24 protein-coding genes are annotated in these 21,066 nt (G+C 60.6%); 11 read left to right on the top strand and 13 right to left on the bottom strand.

Annotated elements, in window-relative coordinates; all coding sequences use genetic code 11:
- Window positions 1-10: 10 nt before the first annotated feature.
- The 4 genes from FHT92_RS13915 (at window position 11) to FHT92_RS13900 (ending at window position 5,193) form a co-directional block, all read left to right on the top strand.
- The gene (locus FHT92_RS13915) at window positions 11-1,318 is read left to right on the top strand and encodes an MFS transporter (RefSeq protein WP_246735259.1); all 1,308 of its coding nucleotides are present in this window, start codon (window positions 11-13) and stop codon (window positions 1,316-1,318) included.
- Between the two features lie 106 nt (window positions 1,319-1,424).
- Window positions 1,425-3,146: an ABC transporter ATP-binding protein/permease gene (locus FHT92_RS13910; protein WP_183825928.1), complete on the top strand. Its 1,722-nt coding sequence runs from the start codon at window positions 1,425-1,427 to the stop codon at window positions 3,144-3,146.
- Window positions 3,147-3,242: 96 nt separating this feature from the next.
- Window positions 3,243-4,352 (top strand): DUF882 domain-containing protein, encoded by a 1,110-nt coding sequence (locus FHT92_RS13905; protein ID WP_246735254.1) that lies wholly within the window; start codon window positions 3,243-3,245, stop codon window positions 4,350-4,352.
- Window positions 4,353-4,824: 472 nt separating this feature from the next.
- The gene (locus tag FHT92_RS13900) at window positions 4,825-5,193 is read left to right on the top strand and encodes a hypothetical protein (RefSeq protein WP_183825925.1); all 369 of its coding nucleotides are present in this window, start codon (window positions 4,825-4,827) and stop codon (window positions 5,191-5,193) included.
- Window positions 5,194-5,230: 37 nt separating this feature from the next.
- On the opposite strand, the gene FHT92_RS13895 is transcribed toward FHT92_RS13900, so the two are convergent.
- The 7 genes from FHT92_RS13895 to FHT92_RS13865 all read right to left on the bottom strand — a co-directional run bounded on the left by FHT92_RS13895 (window position 5,231) and on the right by FHT92_RS13865 (window position 11,056).
- On the bottom strand, window positions 5,231-6,619 hold the full coding sequence (locus FHT92_RS13895) for an adenylate/guanylate cyclase domain-containing protein (protein ID WP_183825922.1): 1,389 nt from the start codon (window positions 6,617-6,619) through the stop codon (window positions 5,231-5,233).
- 73 nt (window positions 6,620-6,692) lie between these two features.
- Window positions 6,693-6,977, bottom strand: coding sequence for a copper-binding protein (locus FHT92_RS13890; RefSeq protein WP_183825919.1), 285 nt, complete (start codon window positions 6,975-6,977; stop codon window positions 6,693-6,695).
- Window positions 6,978-6,999: 22 nt separating this feature from the next.
- Window positions 7,000-7,479 carry a plastocyanin/azurin family copper-binding protein gene (locus FHT92_RS13885; protein WP_183825916.1) on the bottom strand — a complete coding sequence of 160 codons (480 nt, stop codon included), beginning with the start codon at window positions 7,477-7,479 and terminating at the stop codon, window positions 7,000-7,002.
- Window positions 7,480-7,512: 33 nt separating this feature from the next.
- Entirely contained in the window at window positions 7,513-8,859 is a 1,347-nt protein-coding gene (locus FHT92_RS13880) for a multicopper oxidase family protein (protein WP_183825913.1), read from the bottom strand.
- A gap of 14 nt (window positions 8,860-8,873) precedes the next feature.
- Complete coding sequence (locus FHT92_RS13875) at window positions 8,874-10,340, bottom strand: TolC family protein (protein WP_183825910.1); 1,467 nt, start codon at window positions 10,338-10,340, stop codon at window positions 8,874-8,876.
- Window positions 10,337-10,564 carry a hypothetical protein gene (locus FHT92_RS13870; RefSeq protein WP_183741296.1) on the bottom strand — a complete coding sequence of 76 codons (228 nt, stop codon included), beginning with the start codon at window positions 10,562-10,564 and terminating at the stop codon, window positions 10,337-10,339. The genes FHT92_RS13875 and FHT92_RS13870 overlap by 4 nt, the downstream gene beginning before the upstream one ends.
- A 93-nt stretch (window positions 10,565-10,657) precedes the next feature.
- Window positions 10,658-11,056, bottom strand: a complete 399-nt coding sequence (locus FHT92_RS13865; protein WP_246715086.1) for a hypothetical protein — start codon at window positions 11,054-11,056, stop codon at window positions 10,658-10,660.
- Window positions 11,057-11,215: 159 nt separating this feature from the next.
- Between FHT92_RS13865 and FHT92_RS13860 the strand changes: the two genes are divergently transcribed.
- Window positions 11,216-11,656: a YqaA family protein gene (locus tag FHT92_RS13860; protein ID WP_183741854.1), complete on the top strand. Its 441-nt coding sequence runs from the start codon at window positions 11,216-11,218 to the stop codon at window positions 11,654-11,656.
- On the opposite strand, the gene FHT92_RS13855 is transcribed toward FHT92_RS13860, so the two are convergent.
- Window positions 11,624-12,142 carry a cytochrome b gene (locus FHT92_RS13855; protein WP_183741292.1) on the bottom strand — a complete coding sequence of 173 codons (519 nt, stop codon included), beginning with the start codon at window positions 12,140-12,142 and terminating at the stop codon, window positions 11,624-11,626. The genes FHT92_RS13860 and FHT92_RS13855 overlap by 33 nt on opposite strands.
- A gap of 506 nt (window positions 12,143-12,648) precedes the next feature.
- Here FHT92_RS13855 and FHT92_RS13850 point away from each other — a divergent pair.
- From FHT92_RS13850 to FHT92_RS13840, 3 genes are all read left to right on the top strand, one after another.
- Complete coding sequence (locus FHT92_RS13850) at window positions 12,649-13,083, top strand: DUF305 domain-containing protein (RefSeq protein WP_183741290.1); 435 nt, start codon at window positions 12,649-12,651, stop codon at window positions 13,081-13,083.
- 11 nt (window positions 13,084-13,094) lie between these two features.
- Window positions 13,095-13,427, top strand: a complete 333-nt coding sequence (locus FHT92_RS13845) for a four-helix bundle copper-binding protein (RefSeq protein WP_183741288.1) — start codon at window positions 13,095-13,097, stop codon at window positions 13,425-13,427.
- Between the two features lie 87 nt (window positions 13,428-13,514).
- Window positions 13,515-14,069, top strand: a complete 555-nt coding sequence (locus FHT92_RS13840; protein ID WP_183825908.1) for a cytochrome c — start codon at window positions 13,515-13,517, stop codon at window positions 14,067-14,069.
- Between the two features lie 137 nt (window positions 14,070-14,206).
- On the opposite strand, the gene FHT92_RS13835 is transcribed toward FHT92_RS13840, so the two are convergent.
- The 3 genes from FHT92_RS13835 to FHT92_RS13825 form a co-directional block, all read right to left on the bottom strand.
- Window positions 14,207-15,349 (bottom strand): alpha-hydroxy acid oxidase, encoded by a 1,143-nt coding sequence (locus FHT92_RS13835; protein ID WP_183741284.1) that lies wholly within the window; start codon window positions 15,347-15,349, stop codon window positions 14,207-14,209.
- A 97-nt stretch (window positions 15,350-15,446) separates the two neighbouring features.
- Entirely contained in the window at window positions 15,447-16,754 is a 1,308-nt protein-coding gene (gene guaD / locus FHT92_RS13830; RefSeq protein WP_183825905.1) for a guanine deaminase, read from the bottom strand.
- A complete protein-coding gene (locus FHT92_RS13825; protein ID WP_183825902.1) occupies window positions 16,751-17,989 on the bottom strand; it encodes a urate hydroxylase PuuD in 1,239 nt (412 codons plus the stop codon). The genes guaD and FHT92_RS13825 overlap by 4 nt, the downstream gene beginning before the upstream one ends.
- A gap of 167 nt (window positions 17,990-18,156) precedes the next feature.
- Between FHT92_RS13825 and FHT92_RS13820 the strand changes: the two genes are divergently transcribed.
- A complete protein-coding gene (locus FHT92_RS13820) occupies window positions 18,157-18,348 on the top strand; it encodes a hypothetical protein (RefSeq protein ID WP_183741278.1) in 192 nt (63 codons plus the stop codon).
- A 327-nt stretch (window positions 18,349-18,675) separates the two neighbouring features.
- Window positions 18,676-19,008 carry a hypothetical protein gene (locus FHT92_RS13815; RefSeq protein ID WP_183741276.1) on the top strand — a complete coding sequence of 111 codons (333 nt, stop codon included), beginning with the start codon at window positions 18,676-18,678 and terminating at the stop codon, window positions 19,006-19,008.
- Between the two features lie 34 nt (window positions 19,009-19,042).
- On the opposite strand, the gene FHT92_RS13810 is transcribed toward FHT92_RS13815, so the two are convergent.
- On the bottom strand, window positions 19,043-19,939 hold the full coding sequence (locus FHT92_RS13810; RefSeq protein ID WP_183741274.1) for a LysR substrate-binding domain-containing protein: 897 nt from the start codon (window positions 19,937-19,939) through the stop codon (window positions 19,043-19,045).
- A 100-nt stretch (window positions 19,940-20,039) separates the two neighbouring features.
- Between FHT92_RS13810 and FHT92_RS13805 the strand changes: the two genes are divergently transcribed.
- Complete coding sequence (locus FHT92_RS13805; protein ID WP_183741852.1) at window positions 20,040-20,237, top strand: hypothetical protein; 198 nt, start codon at window positions 20,040-20,042, stop codon at window positions 20,235-20,237.
- Here the strand turns inward: FHT92_RS13805 and xdhC are convergent.
- Window positions 20,213-21,064, bottom strand: a complete 852-nt coding sequence (xdhC, locus tag FHT92_RS13800; RefSeq protein ID WP_183741272.1) for a xanthine dehydrogenase accessory protein XdhC — start codon at window positions 21,062-21,064, stop codon at window positions 20,213-20,215. The two genes, FHT92_RS13805 and xdhC, sit on opposite strands and share 25 nt — an antisense overlap.
- Between the last annotated feature and the right edge of the window lie 2 nt (window positions 21,065-21,066).

Below are 21,066 nucleotides of genomic sequence, written 5' to 3'. Positions count from 1 at the left end.
GTCCCTGACCATGACCAAGAGGATCGACGAGTTTGCCTTTCGGCCGTTGCGGACGCGATCAATGGCGGCGTTGCTGCTGGCGATGTTCGCGATCGCCCTCGGCTATGGATTCCTGCTGCCGATCCTCCCGTCCACGATCGCCAGGATTGTGGACTCATCGGACACGGCCGTCCTGTCGCGGCATACCGGCGTGCTCACGGGAATCTACACTCTTGCGCTATTCCTATTCGCTCCGTTGTGGGGACGGCTGGCGGATAAGTACGGGCGACGTCCAATGATCGTCGCCGGACTGGCGGGCTTTGCCTCCACCCTGGCGCTGTTCGCCATGGCGGAAACGCTACCGACGCTTTATCTCGGTCGGTTCCTCAATGGCGCGTTCGCCTCCGCGATCGCGCCGGCCGCCTACGCGGTCGGAGACCGTGCTCCGACGAAGGAATGGCGAGCCCATCGGTTCGCGCTTTTGAACATCGCGGGAGCCAGTGGCTTCCTTGTCGGGCCGATGATGGGAGGGTTCATCGTCTCCGGCGTCCGCATCGCTTTGCCGGGCCTCGGCGAGGCGGCGGTTTCCCGTTCACCATTTTTCGCTACTTCGGCTTTCGCGGTTGTGGTGGCCTTCCTCATCCTGTCATTCGTGCCCGGCAAGGTGGCGCGTGGCTCGGTTCGAAGGCAGGATGCGAGAGGGATGGGAGGCCGGGCCGCACTGCCTCGGCTGCTGGCGGTCTCCTTTGTGACCGCCTTGGCTGTAGGGGCGTTTGAGGTGGGCCTGTCTCTGCGCGGCATTCAGAGCCTTGGTATGAGCACCTATCGGCTAGGGCTGATGTTTACCGAATGCAGCTTTGTGATGCTGGTTGCGCAGTCGGTCGTCTTTTCACCGCTCGTCAGGCCGGAGGCTACGCGCTGGCTCCTGACGCCGGCGCTGGCGATACTTGCTGCAGGCGTTGCTGCTGTTCCCTTCGCATTGTCAGAAATCAGCATGACCGTCGTGGTGGCCGTGATCGCGGCCAGCGCCGGCGTTCTTTCTCCAGTTGTCACCTACTGGATTTCGATGAGTGCCGGAGAACGGCAGGGCGTCGAGCTCGGTTGGCAGACCGCGTCCGCCAGTCTCGGTCAGGCCGCCGGGTCGGCAGCCGGAGGTGTTCTCTTCAACCTGACGCTCGTGCCGAATGCATCCTTCACGCTGACGGCGGTGGCCGTTCTTGGAGGACTCGTCGCAAGCGTTGGTATTCCTCGGCTGCTGGTCTCGAATGACCAACAGTCATCAGTCTCTTCTACTGCCGTGCCATCCACAACGAAGTCGGCAAGCGGAGATCGGTCGTGACCGGCGCCTCCGAAGCCGCACACGTCCTCTTCATCAACCGGATCCAGGCCATCCAGATCTAAGCACCATGTCTCAGGACCAGTCTTTACTCCCATCCACCGCCAGTATGCCCAGAGCAGCGCGACAGTTCCGGGCTTACAGCGACGCTGTCCGTAGCTCGCCGGGGCGCTACAAACTTCTTCTGCTCGCCCTCGGTTTGGCTTTCATCGTCGGTGCGACCACAATCGGCCAGCTTCGGCTGAACGCCTGGAACGAGCCCTTTTTCGACGCGCTCAGAAACAGGGATCTTGCCTCGTTCGGTCACCAGCTCGTCGTCTTTGTCGTCGTCGCCGGGGTTCTCATTTCCCTGAACATCGCGCAGACATGGTTCGATCAGGGGACGAAGATCGCCTTGCGTGACTGCCTCACCCGCGATCTGCTGGCTCAGTGGTTCTTACCCCGAAGGGCCGTGCTTCTTGAAGGCGCAGGCCCGGTCGGCAGCAATCCCGACCAAAGAGTTCAAGAGGATGCCAGACGCCTCACTGAGCTCACAGTGGCCCTTGCCGTCGGCATCTTCCAGTCCACGCTGCTGCTGTTGAGCTTCGTCGGCGTACTGTGGCTGCTCTCCCGCGGCTTCATGTTCGAAGTCGGCGGACGCAGCTTCCAGATTCCAGGTTTTATGGTCTGGGCGGCCCTGATCTATGCGGCGTCGGGGTCGTGGCTGAGCTGGCGCCTTGGTCGTCCGCTGACAGGTCTCAATGCAACCCGCTATGCCAGTGAGGCGGAATTCCGATTCGGACTTATGCAGGCGAGCGAATCCAGGGACGGCATCGCGCTCTCCGGCGGCGAAGAAGGCGAACGGAAACGGCTTGAACGCGAATTCGAGGGCGTGATCGGCGTCACGCGGCGGCTCGCCAACGTGACGACACGGCTGACAGGCGTTACGGCAGGATACGGATGGTTCGCGGCCGTGGCCCCGATTGTCGTCGCCGCGCCAGGATATTTCGGCGGCCAGCTCACCTTCGGGGAGCTGATGATGGTCGTCGGAGCCTTCAATCAGGTTCAGCAGGCTCTGCGGTGGTACGTCGACAATATCGGCAACATAGCAGACTGGCTGGCCACGCTTCAGCGCGTTATGGACCTGCGCCAGGCGCTCCTCGCACTGGACCAGGCCGCTCCGTCGCAGAACCGCATCGCCGTGCTGGAAAACGAACCGACGCTTGTTATCGAGGATATTGTCATCGACATGGCTGACCGCGCGATTTTCCTTGAGGAATCGAAGGTGGCGCTCCAGCCGGGAGAGCGCGTCCTTATTATCGGCAGGCCGGGTGCAGGAAAGAGCACGTTGTTCCGTGCGCTCGCCGGGCTCTGGCCGTGGGGCACCGGCCTACTCCGCCGGCCTGCAAAGACGACCACCATCTTCCTTCCGCAGAGATCATACGTGCCGCCCGGATCCTTGAGGGAGGTTCTGGCGTACCCCTCCGAACCTTCCGCCTTTGAGGAGAAGGAATTCGCTCGTGCACTGAGACGAACGAACCTCGACCATCTTGTCTCTTCCCTCGACCGCGTTGCTCGATGGGACAAGGATCTGACGGTCGACGAGCAGCAGCATCTTGCCTTCGCCCGGCTTCTCGTTCACAGACCCCAATGGGTCGTCAGCGACGAAGCCCTGTGTCACCTCAATGAGGATGACCGGAAGATGCTGTTCTCGCTCTTCGACAGCGAACTGTCGAAGACGTCCGTCCTCAGCATATCGAGCAACGAGGCGCAGTACGGGTTCTATTCAAGGACGCTTCATCTGTGTGCGCGCCCGCGTGGGGAGCCAAACGGGAGCACGGCCTGGAATTAACCATTTTTTGACCATGCTCGTTAACAATAGGAGGCCATGATTTATCGAGTTTAGCCGCGAGCATTGACTTTGCGCTGCGGACTGGAGGAGCGCACCTTGTTCAGTGTTACGTGGCGAAACGCAGATCGGGTGCCGGGCACGACGTTCGATCTTGTGAGACGCATGACAATAAGAACTTGTGCGGCTCTCGGGTGTGCCAGCGCTGTATGGAGCCTTTCCGCAGCAGGCGTTGCTGCCGAAGAGCGTTCATTAAAGCTCTACTTCGGCCATACAGGCGAACGGGCGATTATTACGTTCAAGCGAAATGGCGTCTTTGATCCCTATGGCCTGAAACAGCTCAATGGTTTCTTGCGTGATTGGCGCCAGAACAAAACCATCAACATGGACCCGCGCCTGTTCGACATCGTATGGGAAATGTACAGGCGAAGTGGGGCTACGGACTACATCAACGTCGTTTCCGGATATCGGTCGCCTGGTACCAATGCCATGCTCCGCACCCGGTCTTCGGGCGTCGCCAAAGAAAGTCAGCATACACAGGGCAAGGCAATCGATTTCTTCATCCCTGGGGTGAAGCTTGCCACACTTCGCGGCCTTGCGATGCAGACGCAGGGCGGGGGCGTAGGGTATTATCCGACCTCCGGCTCCCCATTCGTCCATGTCGATGTTGGTCGAATTCGAGCTTGGCCCCGAATGAGCTATCAGGAGCTGGCCAGACTGTTCCCTGACGGCAAGACACTTCATATCGCGAGCGATGGCAGAACTCTTCCTGGATATGCGTTCGCAGTAGCCGAATACAAGCGTCGAGGCTCAGTCGCGTCAGTTGAGATTGCCAGTGCCGCCCAGGACGCGAAGCGGTCGAGAGGCAGCATGTTGAGCAACCTGTTCGGGGATCGGGATGCAAAGGAACAAGGTGATGCCAGGTCGCAGGCGACCGAAGCATTGCCTGCGCCTGCCGCGAAAGAGGCGACGGCTCTTGTGGCAGGTCCTGATAGCTCGCTTGCCCTGATCAAAGCGCCAGTCCCTTCCGCGCGTCCTCCTGAAAGCATTCTGCTGACAAGTCTGGTGCCCTCCAAAATGCCGCCGGGGTCCCAGGCGCTGAACGACCTCATTTCCGACACCGCTACTGTGTACGGGGGACGTTACAGCGTCCGCCGACGAGAAAATCCCGCTGCCGACGTTCGCGCAGCGCGAGGCAATTCCCAATGAGACAGACGAGATCGTCACGGCTTCGATTGCTCCGCTGCCGGATGCGATTGCGGCCTTGTCGGAAGTTCCGTCGATTCCCGAGAGCGGTGCCTTGATGCTTCTAAGTGCGACAGATCACGTACCGAGGACAACCTTCGCCGTGAGCTACAATGCAAGGGCTTCGAGACAGCAAACTTCAGAGCGACCGCGACGCTCAATCACGAGCGGCGAGGTATCGATCCCTGCCCACCCATGACGGCAGCGAAATCATCGAAGACACTAACTGAACCATGCTGAACTGAGAAATCAGACGCTGAAGCCACAGGAGCGAACTGTTGAAGGCGTTCGTCCTCGCTGTATCCAGCACAACCAGCAGGAGCCTGTTCGAGGATTCTTCATCCCATGTACCCAGGTGATCCCGGCATTGCGGTGATCGCGGTGCGCGCGCGGATGTGCTAGGATCATTGCGCTGCATTGACCGTGGGAGGCGGAAGTGCGCCGAATTCTTTTCACTCTGATCCTGTGCGTCGTGCCGACGTCAATATCTTCCGCCTCCGGCCACGCTGTGTTTCACACCGCCTCGTTCGGCGATGGCGGATCCGTGAGCCTCAGTATCGCTGAGGGAAGACCTTCCCGCTATTCCGCCTTCGATTTCGACGCCATCATCACGCTTTCCGAAGCCGACCATGGGGGAGCCGTTCTCTATCGCGATGGGGGACGCCATCAAGTAAGCGTCCGCTGCGCTGCCCCCGCGATGGTGAGGATCAGCGCCGTTGACTATCCGGTAGATGTTTCCATCCCGTCCGGCGGTGACTGGAAGCACGATCTCTGGGCAGCGCTATGCAACGCTCCGGTTTCCTGAGTGGCGGTGCGAAATAGTTCAATTGATCAAAGGCGGGTCAAGTGTCAGCCCGCCCGGGTGTCGTCGACGGCAAGGGTTCCCTCTCCGATGGGCGGAGGCAGGGCATAGTTGGTAAGAGAACCTGGAAGTCGCTCTGCATGCCGCCGGTTTCATAGATATCCTGCGTTTGCGCCGTCGAAGTGGAGTTCGCTCGAATATAGGCAATGTCGATTGGCTCGCGGCGTCCCGTGAGCTTGACTGCCTGCTGTCGGTGCCAGCGGCGGGCGTTCAATTCGCCGGGAATCCTGCGCAACAGATCGACGGAGACAACCAGAGGGACTGCCAGGAACTTCGCCAGCGCCTCAAGCCGTTGAGCGACGTTCACTGCGTCGCCGATGACGGTGAACTCGTCGTGGAAGCCGCTTTCGAGGACGCCCCCGATGACCGTGCCGTAGTGAAGGCCTACACCTGTCGCCAACGCCGGACTGCCGCGTTTGGAATTGGAAAGGCGCCAGCCGTCGAGTGCTGCGGTCAGTTCCACTGCGCATGCCAAGGCCCGGGAGGCATCGTCGGGCTGCGGCTTCGGTTGCCCGAACACCGCCATCACGCCATCGCCGATGAACTTGTCGACCGTGCCGCGATAGGCAAATACGGTGCCCGCGACGACCCGACGATACTCCGCCAGGACACGCGCAAACTCGCGGGGATCGGCGATTTCGGAATAGCTGGTGAAGTCCCTGATGTCGACGAACATGATCGCCGCGTCTCGACGTTCAAGATCGAGAACTGCGCTTGCATCCTGAAGATCTGAAACGACGGTTGGTGAGAAGAACCTCGACAGGTTCATGCGCCGCTCCTCGATCTTCAGCGCATGCCTGCGCGTGCGGTCGTGGTCCAGCGAGACAAGATAAACTGCCAGCGCCGTGAATCCGAAGCTGCTGGTCAGAACCAGGTCCTGGCTGAAGAAATTACCCAGCAGCGAACCGGCCGCATTTGCATGGTGTCGGTAGGCCATGATCGCCAGCATCGTGAGCCAGCACGCCACCACGATGCTCGAGAACAGCACGATCAGACGGTGGTCGAGCTTGAGTGCGATGTGATTGAGGAGAATAAATGCGACGACCAGGCTGGATGTCGTGAGAGTGTGGTTGTCGGTGATCGGGCTGGCGAGGATGTGTTCATAGAGAACGACGACCACCAGCACCGCATCGAGCGCGACAAAGCCTGCCTTCAGATTTTCTCGTGCTGGGAAACGTGTGGCGGTCACGATCGACGCGACGCTGATGCCTAGATAGACGAGGGCTACGCTCACGTGGGTTGCGAAGCTGGACTGGCTGTCGCCGAAGACCAGATTGGCGAAGAGGATCAGAAGGACGACAAACCGTAGCGAAGTAGAACGAATCTCGCGGGCAGCATCTCCCTCTCCAAAGGGTGTCTTATGATCCATGGAACCGATTTTGAGGTGTCGGATTGGTCAGGAGCAGGTAGGCCGGACCCTGGAGCCCGGCCACCCATCAGGATTATTTCACCTGGGTGACGGTGAGTTTGCCGTTCACGCGTTCGGCGACGAACTCGACGTTCGATCCTTCCTTCAGCTTCTCGAGCAGAGCCGGGTCCTCGACGCGGAAGACCATCGTCATCGCGGGCATGTCGAGGTTCTTCAGGTCTTCATGCTTGATGGTAACCTTCTTCGACTTGGCGTCGACCTTGGTGACTGCACCCTTGGTGAATTCCTGGGCGAACGCGCCGAAGGCCGCGCTGGCCGAAAGCAGAACGGCAAGGCCGAGTCTCATAGCGATCTTCATCTCTTTGTCTCCTTGGTTTCGGTTACTTCCCAGCGACGGTAACGTCGCCGTGCATGCCGGCTTCGTAGTGGCCGGGGATCAGGCAAGCGAATTTGAATGCGCCGTCGGTCGTGAACTTCCAGACGATCTCGCCGGACTGGCCTGCCGGAAGGCGGATGGAGTTGGCGTCGGCATGTTCCATTTCGGGAAACTTCTCCATGACCTTCTTGTGCTCCAGGATTTTATCTTCCTGATCGAGCACGAATTCGTGGTCGACAGTTCCGGCATTCTTGATCGCGATCTTGATGGTCTGCCCCTTGCGGACGTTGAAGACCGCCGGCGTGAACAACATCTTGCCGTCGTCGGTTTCCTTCATGGTGACGCGCACCGTCTGTGTCACCTTGGTCTTATCGCCGGGTTCCCCGACAGCCATCTTTTCGTCGTGACCGCCGGCATGGTTGCCGGAGGCAAGGGCGGGAGTTGCGAGCGCTGCGAGAGCCAGTGCCAATAGATAATTCTTCATGCATAGATCCTTTTGAGTGTTAGATATCGAGCCTCAGCCGTTCGTCGGCTTCGGCGTGATCTGCGTCTTCGCGTCTCTGGCCTTGGTCGCGTCCGGCAGTTCGCCGGTCCACTCCCAGGCCTGCGTCCCGGGCGGGTTCTCGTACCAACCCGGATCGGAGTAATCGTCCGCCGAGATGCCCTCGCGGACCTTCACGACCGAGAACATGCCGCCCATCTCGATTGGGCCGTGCGGCCCCCAGCCGGTCATCATAGGAACGGTGTTCTCGGGTATGGGCATTTCCATTTCGCCCATGTCGGCCATGCCCTTGGTGCCCATGGGCATGTATTCCGGTTGAAGCTTTCTGATCTTCTCGGCGAGCTTCGACTTGTCAGCTCCAATGAAGGTCGGAATGTCGTGCCCCATCGCGTTCATCGTGTGGTGCGACTTGTGGCAGTGGATCGCCCAGTCGCCGAGGTACTTGGCGTCGAACTCGTAGGCGCGCATAGCGCCGACGGGGATGTCGATGCTGACCTCCGGCCAGCGGGCCTCGGGCCGGACCCAGCCGCCATCCGTGCATGTCACCTCGAAGTCATAGCCGTGCATGTGGATCGGATGGTTCGTCATGGTCAGGTTGCCCACCCGCACCCGCACCCTGTCGTTCTTCGACACCACGAGAGGGCTGATGTCCGGGAACACCCGGCTGTTCCAGCACCACATGTTGAAGTCGGTCATCTCCATGATCCGCGGCACGTAAGAGCCGGGATCGATATCGTAGGCATTGAGCAGGAAGACGAAGTCGCGGTCGACGCGCATGAACTTCGGATCTTTCGGATGGACGACGAAGAAGCCCATCATGCCCATCGCCATCTGCACCATCTCGTCAGAATGCGGGTGGTACATGAAGGTGCCCGACTTCACGAGATCGAACTCGTAGACATAGGTCTTGCCGACCGGAATGTGCGGCTGCGTCAATCCGCCGACGCCATCCATGCCCGACGGCAGGATCATGCCGTGCCAGTGGATCGTCGTGTGCTCCGGTAGCTTGTTGGTCACAAAGATGCGCACGCGGTCGCCTTCGACCGCCTCGATCGTCGGACCGGGCGACTGGCCGTTATAGCCCCAGAGGTATGCGGTCATGCCGTCGGCCATCTCGCGTTCGACCGGCTCGGCGACGAGGTGGAATTCCTTCACGCCGTTGTTCATCCGGTGGGGCAGGGTCCAGCCGTTAAGGGTGACGACCGGCTGGTAGTCCGGACCCGAGGTCGGATGGAGCGGCGGCTGCATGTCCGCCGATTCCATTGTCGGAGCGTCGGGGAGGCCCATCGCCGATGTTTTTGTCCAGGCACCCGCCGCCAGCAGGGCGGCGCTCGCACCGAATAATTGTCGTCTGTTGAACATGGTGGGTTCCTTTCTCAATGGCCGCTGCCACCACTGCTTTCGGAAGCAGCGGCGACCTCGGTCTCTGCCGACGCGTTAGTCGCGCCGCCGCCGTAAATCGCAGGGGCGAGATTGGCTTCGGCGAGCCAGAAATCGCGCTTGGCGTTGACGGAGAGCAGGATGGAATTGATCTTGTCGCGCGTGTCGGTCAGCAGCTCGAAGGTGTTCGAGATCATGCCATTGTAGGTCAGCAGGGATTCCTCCTCGACCTTGGTGCGAAGTGGCACGACGTCATTGCGGTAGTGCCGCGCGATGTCGTAGTTCGAGCGGTAGGCCTCGTAGGCGGACCGGGCTTGCGACCGGACGTTGACGGCCTTCTCCGCCAGCAGGTTCGCCGCCCGCATGTATGCCACCTCGGCCTTGCGCATCCGCGCCTTGCCGGTGTCGAAGATCGGGATCGCGAACTCCAGTTCCACCTGGGCGGTCGTCCTGGTCTTCTTCTCGTCGTCCTCGATTTCCCGTTCCGTTTCGAAACCGGTCAGGATTTCGAGGTCGGTCACGTAGCGGGTCGCTTCGGTGAGCCCGTAGGACTTGGCGGTGGCTTCGAGTTCGAGTTTCGCGACCTGAAGGTCGATCCGGTTCCTCAGAGCCTCGGCCTCGATGGTGTCCCGTTTGACGACGGACTTGGGCAGCGGTGGCAGGCTATTTGGAACCTGGTAATCAAGGTCTGAGCCCCAAAGGCCCATGAGCCGGGTCAGCTCCTCCTTGGCGAGCCGCGCAGCCAGTCGGGCCTTCGCCGTCTCTCCGGCGAGTTCGGCGACGAACACATGCTCGCGGGCCTGGGCACCCTTGGTCATCGCGCCTGTCTCGCCCAGCTTTTCAGCGAGTTCCGAGGCTGCGTCCGCCGTCGCCTGGGCGCGCTGGAGCTGTCCGACGTTCTCCCAGGCCGCCACCGCGCCGATCCAGGCACGCCGCGTGTCGGCGGCGACCTGGAGCGTTCTCACGGCCGCGGCCAACTGCGCCTGGCGGAAGCGGGTGTCGGCGATCGCGATGTCCCTGTTTTTGGTCGCGAGCGCCAGGATGTTGGTCGTGATCATCCCCTCGATGGTCTTGAACGCCTCCAGTTCCGGGGTGCCCATGCCCGTCGTTCCGATGGAGACGGTCGGGTTAATGAACATCGTCGACTGCCAGGCATCCGCCGCGCTATCGCCGAGATCGGCGTAGGCGGCCTGGAGTCCCTTGTTGTTCAGGAGGGCGATCTGGACCGCCGTCTCCACGTCGAGGGACTTCTTTTGAGCGAGCAGGCTTTTGACCTGCGCCGACGCCGACCTGGCCTGGCTCTGGTTCTGGATCCAGACGGTCTGCTTCGCCGTAGCAATGGCGGTCTTGTTGGAAACGGTGGTGAAGCCTGCCTCCTTGCCGGAGTACTCGGTGCCTGTGACGCAGCCGCTCAGTACCAGCGGGAATGCCAGCACCGTTGTCAGTTTCTTAAGGCCGATCATGAGGCGTCTCCTTTCGCGGGAGACTGCAGATCGTTCTGTCTACGCCACGGCTTGGGATCGACGGGCTGCCTGGCGACGTAGCCCGAGATCGGCGACCGGAATCCGACCGGGCGCGCGGAAGGCTGTTCGATCGCGGCGGAGGACGCCACCACGTCGGGAGGAAGCGTGGATGCGCAGCCGCCGACAAGAAGCGGCAGCCCCACCACGAAAAGCGAGGGTTTCATTGTGAATTTCCGAGAAAGAGATAGCCTACGGAGGCGCCCGCCAGGATGAAGGCAGGCGACCGACTGGACCCGGTCAAGCGGGTGCGTCTCTAATCAGATATTCGGGGGACGGTGGAGATCCGGCAGTTCGCCGAGGGTCGTACGGTCGTCGGCGAACTGCCGGATCGAGGTCACGACGGGTCCGCCGACGTCGGGGCCTTCACAAATTATCCCCAATCCGCCGCAGAAGTCCTTGCAGCATTCCTGCTTGACGAGCTTCGAAGCATCATCGCCGTCATCAGATACATCCCCATGCGAGTGGCCGTAATCGGCCGCCTCAGCCATGTCGTGGTCTTCATGGGACGGTGTCACGTCCGAGACGACGGCTTTCAGATCGGGGAACGAGGATCCGTGCATCGCGGCGTTGGCGTTCGACAGCGAGTACCCGGCCAGTGATACGATGATCACCAGCCGCATCATCACGAGCAGCCTGCTCACTGTGATTCGGTACATTCTGTCCATTCCCAACGAGCTACATGCAAAGCCGCGCGATTTCAATTAGGAGCTATGTCTCGTCGACGTTCGAGTCCTTTATGTGGCGCGAACATCACGTTGTGCAAAGCTAGGGCTTCCAACACTGGCAAGGTCAATACGGGCTGTTCTTTTTTGATGATGATCGATCTTGCGTCCTATGCAGGCCTTTTCACTGCCGCTCTTGGCGCGGCGACGATAATGCCGATGCAGTCGGAGCCCGTGCTCGTCGGCCTTCTTCTCACAGGCAAGTTCTCCGTCCCGGTTCTGCTCGCCGTGGCCAGCGTCGGAAACACGCTTGGAAGCATCCTCAACTGGTTCCTCGGCCGGGGCCTCGAAAGGTTCCGGGATCGGCGATGGTTTCCGGTCGGGGAGGAGGCGCTGGAACGTTCGTCCCGCTGGTACAGGAAATACGGGAAGTGGACGCTGCTGCTTTCCTGGATGCCGGTCTTTGGAGACGCTCTCACGGTTGTCGCTGGAGTGCTCCGGGAGCCGCTGCTTCCGTTCACCATCCTCGTGTTCGTCGCCAAGACGGGCCGCTATGTCGTTCTAACGCTGGCCACTTTGCAGTTCGTGGGCTGACGGCTTCCTGCGGGGGAAGACCATGCGATCGACTGTCGCGTCACGGGCGATGAGCGTGTGCCAGGCAGCCGCGGCGAGGTGCAGTGCGACCATCGCCAGGATGATCCTCGACCCCGCGACATGATACGGCGCAATCCCGAACCAGAAGTAGCTGGCGACGAATCCCATGCAGGCCTGCGCGATGATCGCAGCATAGAAGGCGTGATGAAGCACTGTTGCTGCCCACCCCGTCCACGTGCCGGGCGCGCTTGTCTGGGGCGGCTGCATGATACGAAGAACCAGACGCACGCCCATAAGCAGGCCGATCGCCATTCCAGCGTAGTTGTGGAGGTGGTGCTGAACTGTGTCCCAGTACGACGGCTCCATGCCCATGTGGACGGCATGGTGGGTTCTTTCGATGCTGCCGCCCGTCAGGTACTGCAGCGGCACCAGGAGGGCGATCAGCCAGTGAAGTCCTATCTGGGCGAGCGAATAGCCGCCTTTCATCCATCCCTCCCACGTGAAAAACGCAGACTAGCCGAAGGCGGTTAACGCTTTCTCCTCGGCTGGGATCGGCCCAGATCATCGGTCCTTGGAACATTTCTACTGCCCTTCGGTTCTATGACGGAAGGGAAAACCAGCCGAATGAAACTTGGTCGAATACTTCGCTACGCTCAGATCGTCGCAGTCGCGCTACTGGTGATGGCGAATCCACTCGTTGTGACCGCCGACCCGGCCGCCCCTCGAAGTCGGCACTGTGTTGTCGCCGCGGAACATCATCGCTCCGCCGAAGCAGCATGCGCGCAGCAGATTGCGTGCTGCTCGACAGTGCACTGCTGTCCGATCCTTCCGGAACCCGCGGTGCTCGCGGCTCCGCGTTTCGAGCCGGGTCCGCATGAAGACATACCGTCCGCCCCTCGGGCGCTGCTGCTGATCCGCGCGATCGATCCGCCGCCCCGATCTCCGCAAGACTGAGACCGACCATCCCTCAACCAGATTTCGGAGATCGAAACATGAAGACGTTCACCAACCTTGCCCTGTCCATGGCGGCCGCCGCGGCCTCCTTCGTAATCCTCCCGTCGGGCGCCTCCGCCCAGTCGACAATGGCCTATCCGGAGAAATGCAAGTCCCAGGGCATGGACATAGCGAAGACGGACATGTCCTCGGCGGACATGCACATGGGCGAAATGACCGACTATCAGAAGGCGTCGATGGAAGGCATGAAGACCATGGGCATGAATATGATGCAGGGAATGATGAAGAAGGACGCTGACGTCTCCTTCGTCTGCGGCATGATCGCCCACCACATGGGAGCGATCAGCATGTCGGAGGTTGAACTCAAATATGGCGACAACGACGAGGCCAAGCAGATGGCCCAGAAGGTCATCGAAGCCCAGAAAAAGGAGATCGAGGAGATGTCCAAGTGGGTCGACAAGGAAGTCAAATAGGAGATTGCGCCATGCATCATATGTCAACTGAGATGAAGGCCTGCATCGACAACTGCCTGGCCTGCTACGGCGAATGCCTGTCGATGGCCATGGGCCATTGCCTGGAACTGGGCGGCGAGCACACGAAGCCTGCGCACTTCAAGCTGATGATGGCCTGCGCGGAGATCTGCCGGACCTCTGCGCATTTTATGCTGATCGGCTCGGAGCACCATAAGCATGTCTGCCGGGAATGCGCTGAAATCTGCGCCCAGTGCGCCGACGACTGCGAACGGATCGGCGACATGCAGAGCTGCGTCGACGTGTGCCGCCGCTGTGCAGAGAGCTGCCGCAAGATGGCAGCGTGACCGAGCGCGCATCGCCGCCCTCTTCCTGCCCAGATGAGAATGGATATCCGTCGCAAGTGGCAGGCGACGGATTCGGACGAAGCGCTCATGAAACAGACGGTTTACGTGAAGAGATGGGGACTGCTCCCGGTCGTCGGAGCGGTCCTGCTGACGGCGATCCCGTCGCCGGCGGCGGAGGATGTCGTAGCCCTTCGGCAGGCGGACATGAAAGCCATGGCCGCGGCGGCGAAGACGATCTCCGGCATGTTCAAGGATCCGGGGAGCTACAAGGCCGCCGAGTTCAGATGGGCCGCCGACACCATCCGCGACAGATCGGGAAGTGTTCTCTCCGGACACTTCGCATCCGAGGCGGCCAGCCCGCAATCGAAGGCCAAGCCGAACATCATCGAGGAGCGCGACCGGTTCGACCGCATCGCGAATGACCTGCGCGATTATGCTGCCGCGCTGGACGCAGCCGCGGAGAAAAACCCCGGACCGATGCCGGCCGGGATGCGCATGAAGCCTGGAGAGGCCATGGGCGGCGGTCCGCTCGGCACCCAAGTCCGCAATGAGCGGGAGCTCTCGGCGATGCCGGCTGAACATGTCTTCCACCTGTTGCTGCAGACCTGCACGACCTGCCATGCCCGGTTCAGGATGGAGTAAACCACGGCAAACATCGCTGAAAGTCAGGACCAAAACGGGCTCGTTTCAGCGGGCGCGTCTTGGCCGGCCCTTGATCTTGGGCCTTGAACTTCGCGTTGATCGTCGGCATTACCGCGTCTTCTGCAGCATTCTGCCCCTCACTGCCGTCCGGCGATGATCGAGGAGTCGACATCCTTGATATCGCGCTTGCCGCACAATGCCATGGTGATGTCCATCTCCTTGCGGATGATCTCGAGTGCCAGCGCGACACCGTCCTTGCCCATGGCGCCAAGTCCATAAAGGAAGGGCCGGCCGATATAGGTGCCGCGGGCACCGAGCGCTACGGCTTTCAACACGTCCTGCCCGGAACGGATGCCGCCGTCGAGATGCACCTCGATGCGGTCGGCGACAGCATCGACGATCCTGGGGAGCATGCTGATCGATGAAGGGGCGCCATCGAGCTGGCGGCCGCCGTGATTGGAGACGATGATGGCATCGGCGCCGGTTTCGGCTGCGTGCCTGGCATCCTCGACATCGAGGATGCCCTTGATGATCAGCGGGCCGCCCCATTGTTCCTTGATCCAGGCGACATCTCTCCACGATAGCTGCGGGTCGAATTGTTCATTCGCGAAAGTCGTGATCGAGGGAAGATCGGCGAGGCCTTTGGCGTGGCCGACGATGTTGCCGAAGCTGCGGCGCTTCGTCTTCATCATCTCCATGCACCAGAAAGGGCGCGTCGCCATCTGCCAGATATGCTTCGGCGTGAGTTTCGGCGGTGCCGAGAGGCCGTTGCGCAGGTCCTTGTGGCGCTGGCCGATAATCTGCAGGTCGGCGGTCAGCACCAGTGCAGAGCATTTGGCGGCCTTGGCGCGGTTGATGAGATCGAGCACGAAGCCTCGGTCGCGCATGACATAGAGCTGAAACCAGAAGGGCTTCGTCGTGACGGAGGCGACATCTTCGATCGAGCAGATGCTCATGGTCGAGAGCGTGAAGGGCACGCCGAATTCTTCCGCCGCGCGCGCCGCCAGCATCTCGCCATCGGCGTGCTGCATGCCGGTCATGCCCGTCGGGGCAAGGGCCACCGGCATCGACACCTTTTGGCCGATCATCGTGGTTTCGAGCGTGCGGTTGCTCATATCGACCAGCACGCGCTGGCGCAGCTTGATGTCGCGGAAATCGGCTTCGTTGGCGGCGTAGGTCGATTCCGTCCAGGCGCCGGAATCCGCGTAGTCGAAGAACATCTTCGGGACGCGGCGCTGAGCCATATTCTTGAGATCGGCGATGGTCAGCGGCTTGGTCATTAGCAAACTTTCACATCTGATGACGTGGTCGAATACCACGCTTTTTCAGCCTTTGGTATTTGATTTCAGAGGAGTTTGCCGTGAGGCCACCGCCCTGCTAAAGCCCGCTTTTCATCGCGACGCCCGCCACATAAGTTTCCGCAACGGCGCGGTCGTCACCCATGGTCTGCAGCAGGAACAGTTCCTCCGAAAGCGTCTTTACGACCTCCATTTTCAGGGCCATGGCCGGTGTTGCGGTGGCATTGAGAACGACGAGGTCTGCCTCGGTGCCTGGTTCCAGCGTGCCGATCCTGTCGGCGAGTGACAGCGCCTCGGCATTGGCGAGCGTCATGTGGTAATAGCTATCGAGCGGGTTCAGGCGCTCACCGAGCAATTGCTGGATCTTGTAGGCTTCGTCCATCGTCCGCAGCATGGAATAGCTGGAGCCCCCGCCGATATCGGTGGCGACACCGATACGAACCGGCTTTTCGCGGCGGGCGAGCGCCTTCAGCGGGAAGAGGCCGGAACCGAGGAAGAGGTTCGAGGTCGGGCAATGGACGGCGACTGCGCCGCTCTCGCTCATGGCATCGGCTTCGCGGTCTGAAAGGTGGATGGCATGGCCGAAGAGGCTTTTCGGCCCAAGCAGGCCATAGCGTGCATAGATATCGGTGTAGTCGGCCGCCTCAGGATAGAGTTGGCAGGTGAATTTGATCTCGTCGTGGTTTTCCGACAGATGCGTCTGAATGTGCAGATCGGGGAATTCGCGTGCGAGGGCTGCCGTTGCCTCCATCTGGGCCGGCGTGGAAGTGATCGCGAAGCGCGGCGTGATGGCGACATGGTTGCGGCCCTTACCGTGCCAGTCGGCGATCACCTGCCGGGTCTCGTCGTAACCCATCTCAGGCGTATCGAGCAGGCCTTGCGGCGCATTGCGGTCCATCATCACCTTGCCGCCGACCATGCGCATGTTGCGGCGCATGGCTTCCGCGAAATAGGCATCGGCCGAGGTCTTGTGAACCGAGCAATAGGCGACGGCCGTCGTCGTGCCGTGGCGGATCAACTCGTCGTAGAAATGCTTGGCAATCTTCTCGGCATGGGCGCTTTCGACGAAGCGACACTCCTCCGGGAACGTGTAGGTATTCAGCCATTCCAGAAGGTTTGCGGCATAGGAAGCGATCACCTGCATCTGCGGGAAATGCAGATGCATGTCGATGAGGCCGGGCATGATCAGATGCGGGCGGTGATCGATTTCGGCGACCTCGGCAGGTGCCTTGGCCTTGACGTCGGTATAGGTGCCGACAGCTGCGATGATGCCGTTCTCGATCAACAGACCACCGTCTGTCTCGTAGAAATAGCTCTCGCTATCGGCGAGGCTGAGCGGAGCGCGGCGGAAGGAGAGTAGGCGCCCGCGCACGAGTGTCATGGTCATTCTTGTTTGCCTTCGACTGCGCTTTCGAACCAGGCGACGAGCAGCTTGCGCTCATCCGGTGTGATGTCGGTCACATTCCCCGGCGGCATGGCATGGCTGCGGCCCGCCTGTATATAGATTTCCCGGGCGTGCGCAGCGATTTCTGCGTCATTTTCCAAGATTACGCCCTTCGGTGGGCGGGCGATACCCTCATAGACCGGCTCTGCCGCATGGCACATGGAACAGCGTGTGCCGATCAGCTGTTTGACGGCGGGAAAATGCGGATCGCCGGCAAATTGCTGGAATGCGGGGGCGACGGATGCGCTCTGATCCTCACCGGTCAGAATCTTCGGTGCCGTCGATAGCCACATGATGAGGATGAAGAGCACGACGGTGACGATCCAGGTCCAGGTCGGCCTGCCTTTCCGAGCATGGGTGGTGTTGAACCAGTGGCGGATCGTGACGCCCATCAGGAAGACCAGTGCGGCGATCACCCAGTTGAAGGCGGTGCCGAAGGCCAGCGGATAATGGTTCGACAGCATGAAGAAGATGACGGGCAGCGTCAGGTAGTTGTTATGCAGCGAGCGCTGTTTCGCCATATAGCCATATTTGGCATCTGGCGTGCGGCCGGCGATCAGGTCGGCGACGACGATCTTCTGGTTGGGAATGATGATCATGAAGACATTGGCCGACATGATCGTCGCCGTGAATGCGCCAAGATGCAGGAAGGCGGCGCGGCCGGTGAAGACCTGCGTATAGCCCCAGGCCATAAAAACCAGCACAACATAGAGCACCGCCATCAGGCCCCAGGTGTTCTTTCCGAGCGGTGACTTGCAGAGCAGGTCGTAGACAATCCAGCCGAAGCCGAGCGATGCGAGCGAGATCAGGATTGCCACCGGCTTGGAAATATCCAGCACATGGCGGTCGATAAGAAAGAGATCGGCGCCGCCGTAATAGACGATGCAGAGCATCAGGAAGCCCGAGAGCCAGGTGAAATAGCTCTCATACTTGAACCAGGTCAGGTGTTCCGGCATCTCGGCCGGCGCCACTAGGTATTTCTGAATGTGGTAGAAGCCGCCGCCGTGGACCTGCCATTCCTCGCCGTGAACACCAACGGGCAGATGCGGGCGCTTCACCAGGCCGAGGTCGAGCGCGATGAAATAGAAGGACGACCCGATCCAGGCGATCGCGGTAACGACGTGGAACCAGCGCGCCGCAAAGGCCAGCCACTCCCAGGCTATTGCATATTCATACATTCAGTTCCCCTGTTCTTCTTCCGACTCGTGAGATTGCGAGAAATTCCGGCGTGAGGAAAGGGGGCACGTGGGGTTTCTTGCCGCAGTGGAGATTGCAGGAAGAGCTTGCCGGGTGCGGCATTTGTGCTAAGGCATCGGCAACCATGCTATTAAGGAGCCGCTGAAACATGCAGATCGAAGTCCCTTGCCCGAAGTGCCGCAACACGCGCATGAAGTTTCCGCGCCCGCAGCCGATCGACAGCGACATCATCACCTGCTTCAGCTGCAATTTCGAGCTCGGCACCTATGGTTCGATCAAGACGAAAATGGTCGCGATGCTGAACCGCGTCGCGGCCTCCGAGCAGCAGAAGAAGCACTAAGAGCGGCAATCCTCCGCCTCCATCCGACAGTCCGGTTTCCGGTTTCAACCCGGCTCCGGGTCTATCGCTGCTCTTCCATTTGAATATCTGTTCATCGCAGTTTGAGGTGGCGAGCCGGCCGTATGCAGCGCTGCGGGGCCGGCGTCGCGTTCGCATCCTTAAAAAACCACTAATTTCTGCGACATCTTATCCGCCGCGTATGCTCCGATGTGGAGCAAACGATTTCCTGAAATGTGAAGATGGGATTACAGTTTTAAAACACAAGCCGCCGGAATGAGGTGGAAACCGCACGAAACCGCGGCGCATTCATCAACGGAGAAGATGCCCATGCGCAGCATTCTGACATGTGTGATGATTGCTTATGCGTCGTTCGCGACAGCCCACGACGCACCCACAGGATGGAGTTACGACCCCTACTGTTGCAACGGAGATGCTCATAACGGCGATTGCCAGATGATCCCGTCCAAGACCGTTGCCATTACCCCGGATGGCTATCGCGTGACGCTGAAGCCTGGCGATCACCGGCTTGTGACACGCTATCACGTCTTTCTGCTGCCGATGACCAAGGCAATGCATTCGGGCGACAGCGATTATCACATCTGCCTCTTCCCGAACGAGGATACGCCGCGATGTTTTTATGCACCGGACATGGGTTACTGAGCCACACGCACTCTCTTCCATTTTCACGGCACGATCAGGCCTGCTGCACATCGAATTTCTCCAGCAGCCATTTCCGGAAATTTCTGATTTTCGGCACGTTCCGCCTGTTTTCGGGATAGGCAAGCCAGTAATCGCGGCCGTCGCTGCCCGTCAGTTCGAAGGGCTGGTAAAGCCTGCCGGCGGCGACATCGTCCTGGAAGTGGCCGGGATTGAGCATGGCGACACCGCCACCCGCGATGGCGATGCTGGCATCGAGGATCTGGGTGCCGAATTCGCTTTTCGGATAGCGGGAGAGATCGGGGTCCTTGACGCCAGCGGCAGCAAACCATTGCGCCCACCAAGGATCGCCGGCGCTGATCAGGGCTAGTTTCAAAAGATCTTCCGGCTCGTGGACGCCGCCGATCTCGGCTGCGAGCTTCGGGCTCAGCATGGGGGCGAAGTCGAGTTTCATGATGCGATGACTGATGAGGCCTGGCCAATCGCCGCGGCCCCAGCGGATGGCGACATCGGCGGCCTCTTTCTGGAAGTCCACGATATGGCCCGAGGTAACGAGCCTCACGGCAATATGAGGAAATTCTAGCTGGAACGAGCCCAGATAGCGCGAGAGCCATTGCTGGGCAAAAGTCGCCGTCGAATGAATCGTCAGGGTTTCTTCTGTTGTCTTGCGCATCGAAGCCATGGCTTCGACGAGGATGGCGAAGGCCTCCGAGACCCTGGGCGCGAGATGTTCGCCCGCTTCCGTCAGCTCAATCTGACGCGGCATGCGCAGGAAGAGCGGCGCGCCGATATTCTCCTCCAGAAGCTTGATCTGGTAGCTGACGGCCGTCTGCGTCATGCCGAGCTCGTGGCCGGCCCTGGTGAAACTGCCGAGCCGGGCCACGGCTTCGAACACGCGAAGCGCATTCAGCGGGAACTGCTTCGACAGTTTCATGGATAAGTTCTCTTTATGGATGCAGACGGTTGTTCGATTGGAATTGCAGCATTTTTCCCGGCAAACTGCAATCGTCTCATCAAACCATCAAGGTGATATCATGGATTGCCAAGCTATCGAAGCGAACCATTCTCCCGCAAGAGAGGCATTGATCACCACCGTTATTCGCCGGCTGGCCCGTGGGATCGGCAGCCGGGTGCCGCGGCTGGATATTGAGGTCACGCCCGATCGCATCAAGCGAGATCTCGGTTTCCTGGACGGACGCGATCCGCGTTATGAGGATGATCGGTCGCGGTAAGCCGCCAGTGCGGTCAGGATTTCGGCTGCGGTCATCGCGGCGATCACTTCGGGGCGCTTGTCCTTCACAGCCGATCCGCCGATCGGCAAGGTGAGGCGCTCCAGCCAGGAGCGCTCGCCGCCTGCCTCGCGTGAAAGCCAGCTTGCAAATGTCGCCCGTTTGGTAGCCGAGCCGATCATGCCGATATAGGCAAGGTCGGTGCGAACGAGCGCTTCGCGGGCGATCAGGAAATCCAGCGCATGATCGTGCGTGAGGATGACGAGCGCCGCGCCTGCGGACATCTCCTTCACCAACGCCTCCGGCATCGGTACGAGGCGGCATTTCGTCGAAACCGGGAGATTGGCAAGCTCGCCCTGCCGTGTCTCGATGACGGTGACGGAGAGGGGCAAAGGCGCGAGTGCCGCGGCGAGCGCACGGCCGACATGGCCTGCTCCGAAGACATAGACTTCCGGCCGGCGTCCGGCTTCACTCTCCTGCCTTCTCTCCAGTTCATCCCTGACTGCATCCGTCACAGGCCGGAAGCGCAGTTGCGTGCGGCCGCCGCAGCACTGGCCGATTTCCGGCCCCAGCGGAATGTCCATCACATCTCTGCCGCCGGTGCCGGCGATCAATTCGCGGGCATTGCCGATGGCGATGAATTCGAATTGGCCGCCGCCGATTGTGCCCCAGAGGCTTGCCGCCGAAACCAGCATGAAGGTGCCTGTCTCGCGCGGTGTCGAGCCCTGGGTGCCTGATATTTCGATCAGGATCGCTTCGGGCTGGAGGGCCAGAAAGGCGCGGAAATCGCTGCCGGACACAAAACCGGGAAGGATTTCGCGCCGTGTCATGG

The sequence above is a fragment of the Rhizobium sp. BK377 genome, assembly GCF_014193935.1.
Taxonomy (GTDB): Bacteria; Pseudomonadota; Alphaproteobacteria; order Rhizobiales; family Rhizobiaceae; genus Rhizobium.
This window is presented reverse-complemented; position numbering and strand designations above follow the sequence as displayed.

Coding starts and splice junctions, on each gene's coding strand:
- FHT92_RS13915 (WP_246735259.1), top strand. CDS start 11: ATGACCAAGAGGATCGACGAGTTTGCCTTTCGGCCGTTGCGGACGCGA.
- FHT92_RS13910 (WP_183825928.1), top strand. CDS start 1,425: ATGCCCAGAGCAGCGCGACAGTTCCGGGCTTACAGCGACGCTGTCCGT.
- FHT92_RS13895 (WP_183825922.1), bottom strand. CDS start 6,619: ATGGATCATAAGACACCCTTTGGAGAGGGAGATGCTGCCCGCGAGATT.
- FHT92_RS13890 (WP_183825919.1), bottom strand. CDS start 6,977: ATGAAGATCGCTATGAGACTCGGCCTTGCCGTTCTGCTTTCGGCCAGC.
- FHT92_RS13885 (WP_183825916.1), bottom strand. CDS start 7,479: ATGAAGAATTATCTATTGGCACTGGCTCTCGCAGCGCTCGCAACTCCC.
- FHT92_RS13880 (WP_183825913.1), bottom strand. CDS start 8,859: ATGTTCAACAGACGACAATTATTCGGTGCGAGCGCCGCCCTGCTGGCG.
- FHT92_RS13875 (WP_183825910.1), bottom strand. CDS start 10,340: ATGATCGGCCTTAAGAAACTGACAACGGTGCTGGCATTCCCGCTGGTA.
- FHT92_RS13870 (WP_183741296.1), bottom strand. CDS start 10,564: ATGAAACCCTCGCTTTTCGTGGTGGGGCTGCCGCTTCTTGTCGGCGGC.
- FHT92_RS13865 (WP_246715086.1), bottom strand. CDS start 11,056: ATGTACCGAATCACAGTGAGCAGGCTGCTCGTGATGATGCGGCTGGTG.
- FHT92_RS13860 (WP_183741854.1), top strand. CDS start 11,216: ATGATCGATCTTGCGTCCTATGCAGGCCTTTTCACTGCCGCTCTTGGC.
- FHT92_RS13855 (WP_183741292.1), bottom strand. CDS start 12,142: ATGAAAGGCGGCTATTCGCTCGCCCAGATAGGACTTCACTGGCTGATC.
- FHT92_RS13850 (WP_183741290.1), top strand. CDS start 12,649: ATGAAGACGTTCACCAACCTTGCCCTGTCCATGGCGGCCGCCGCGGCC.
- FHT92_RS13845 (WP_183741288.1), top strand. CDS start 13,095: ATGCATCATATGTCAACTGAGATGAAGGCCTGCATCGACAACTGCCTG.
- FHT92_RS13840 (WP_183825908.1), top strand. CDS start 13,515: ATGAAACAGACGGTTTACGTGAAGAGATGGGGACTGCTCCCGGTCGTC.
- FHT92_RS13835 (WP_183741284.1), bottom strand. CDS start 15,349: ATGACCAAGCCGCTGACCATCGCCGATCTCAAGAATATGGCTCAGCGC.
- guaD (WP_183825905.1), bottom strand. CDS start 16,754: ATGACCATGACACTCGTGCGCGGGCGCCTACTCTCCTTCCGCCGCGCT.
- FHT92_RS13825 (WP_183825902.1), bottom strand. CDS start 17,989: ATGTATGAATATGCAATAGCCTGGGAGTGGCTGGCCTTTGCGGCGCGC.
- FHT92_RS13820 (WP_183741278.1), top strand. CDS start 18,157: ATGCAGATCGAAGTCCCTTGCCCGAAGTGCCGCAACACGCGCATGAAG.
- FHT92_RS13815 (WP_183741276.1), top strand. CDS start 18,676: ATGCGCAGCATTCTGACATGTGTGATGATTGCTTATGCGTCGTTCGCG.
- FHT92_RS13810 (WP_183741274.1), bottom strand. CDS start 19,939: ATGAAACTGTCGAAGCAGTTCCCGCTGAATGCGCTTCGCGTGTTCGAA.
- FHT92_RS13805 (WP_183741852.1), top strand. CDS start 20,040: ATGGATTGCCAAGCTATCGAAGCGAACCATTCTCCCGCAAGAGAGGCA.
- xdhC (WP_183741272.1), bottom strand. CDS start 21,064: ATGACACGGCGCGAAATCCTTCCCGGTTTTGTGTCCGGCAGCGATTTC.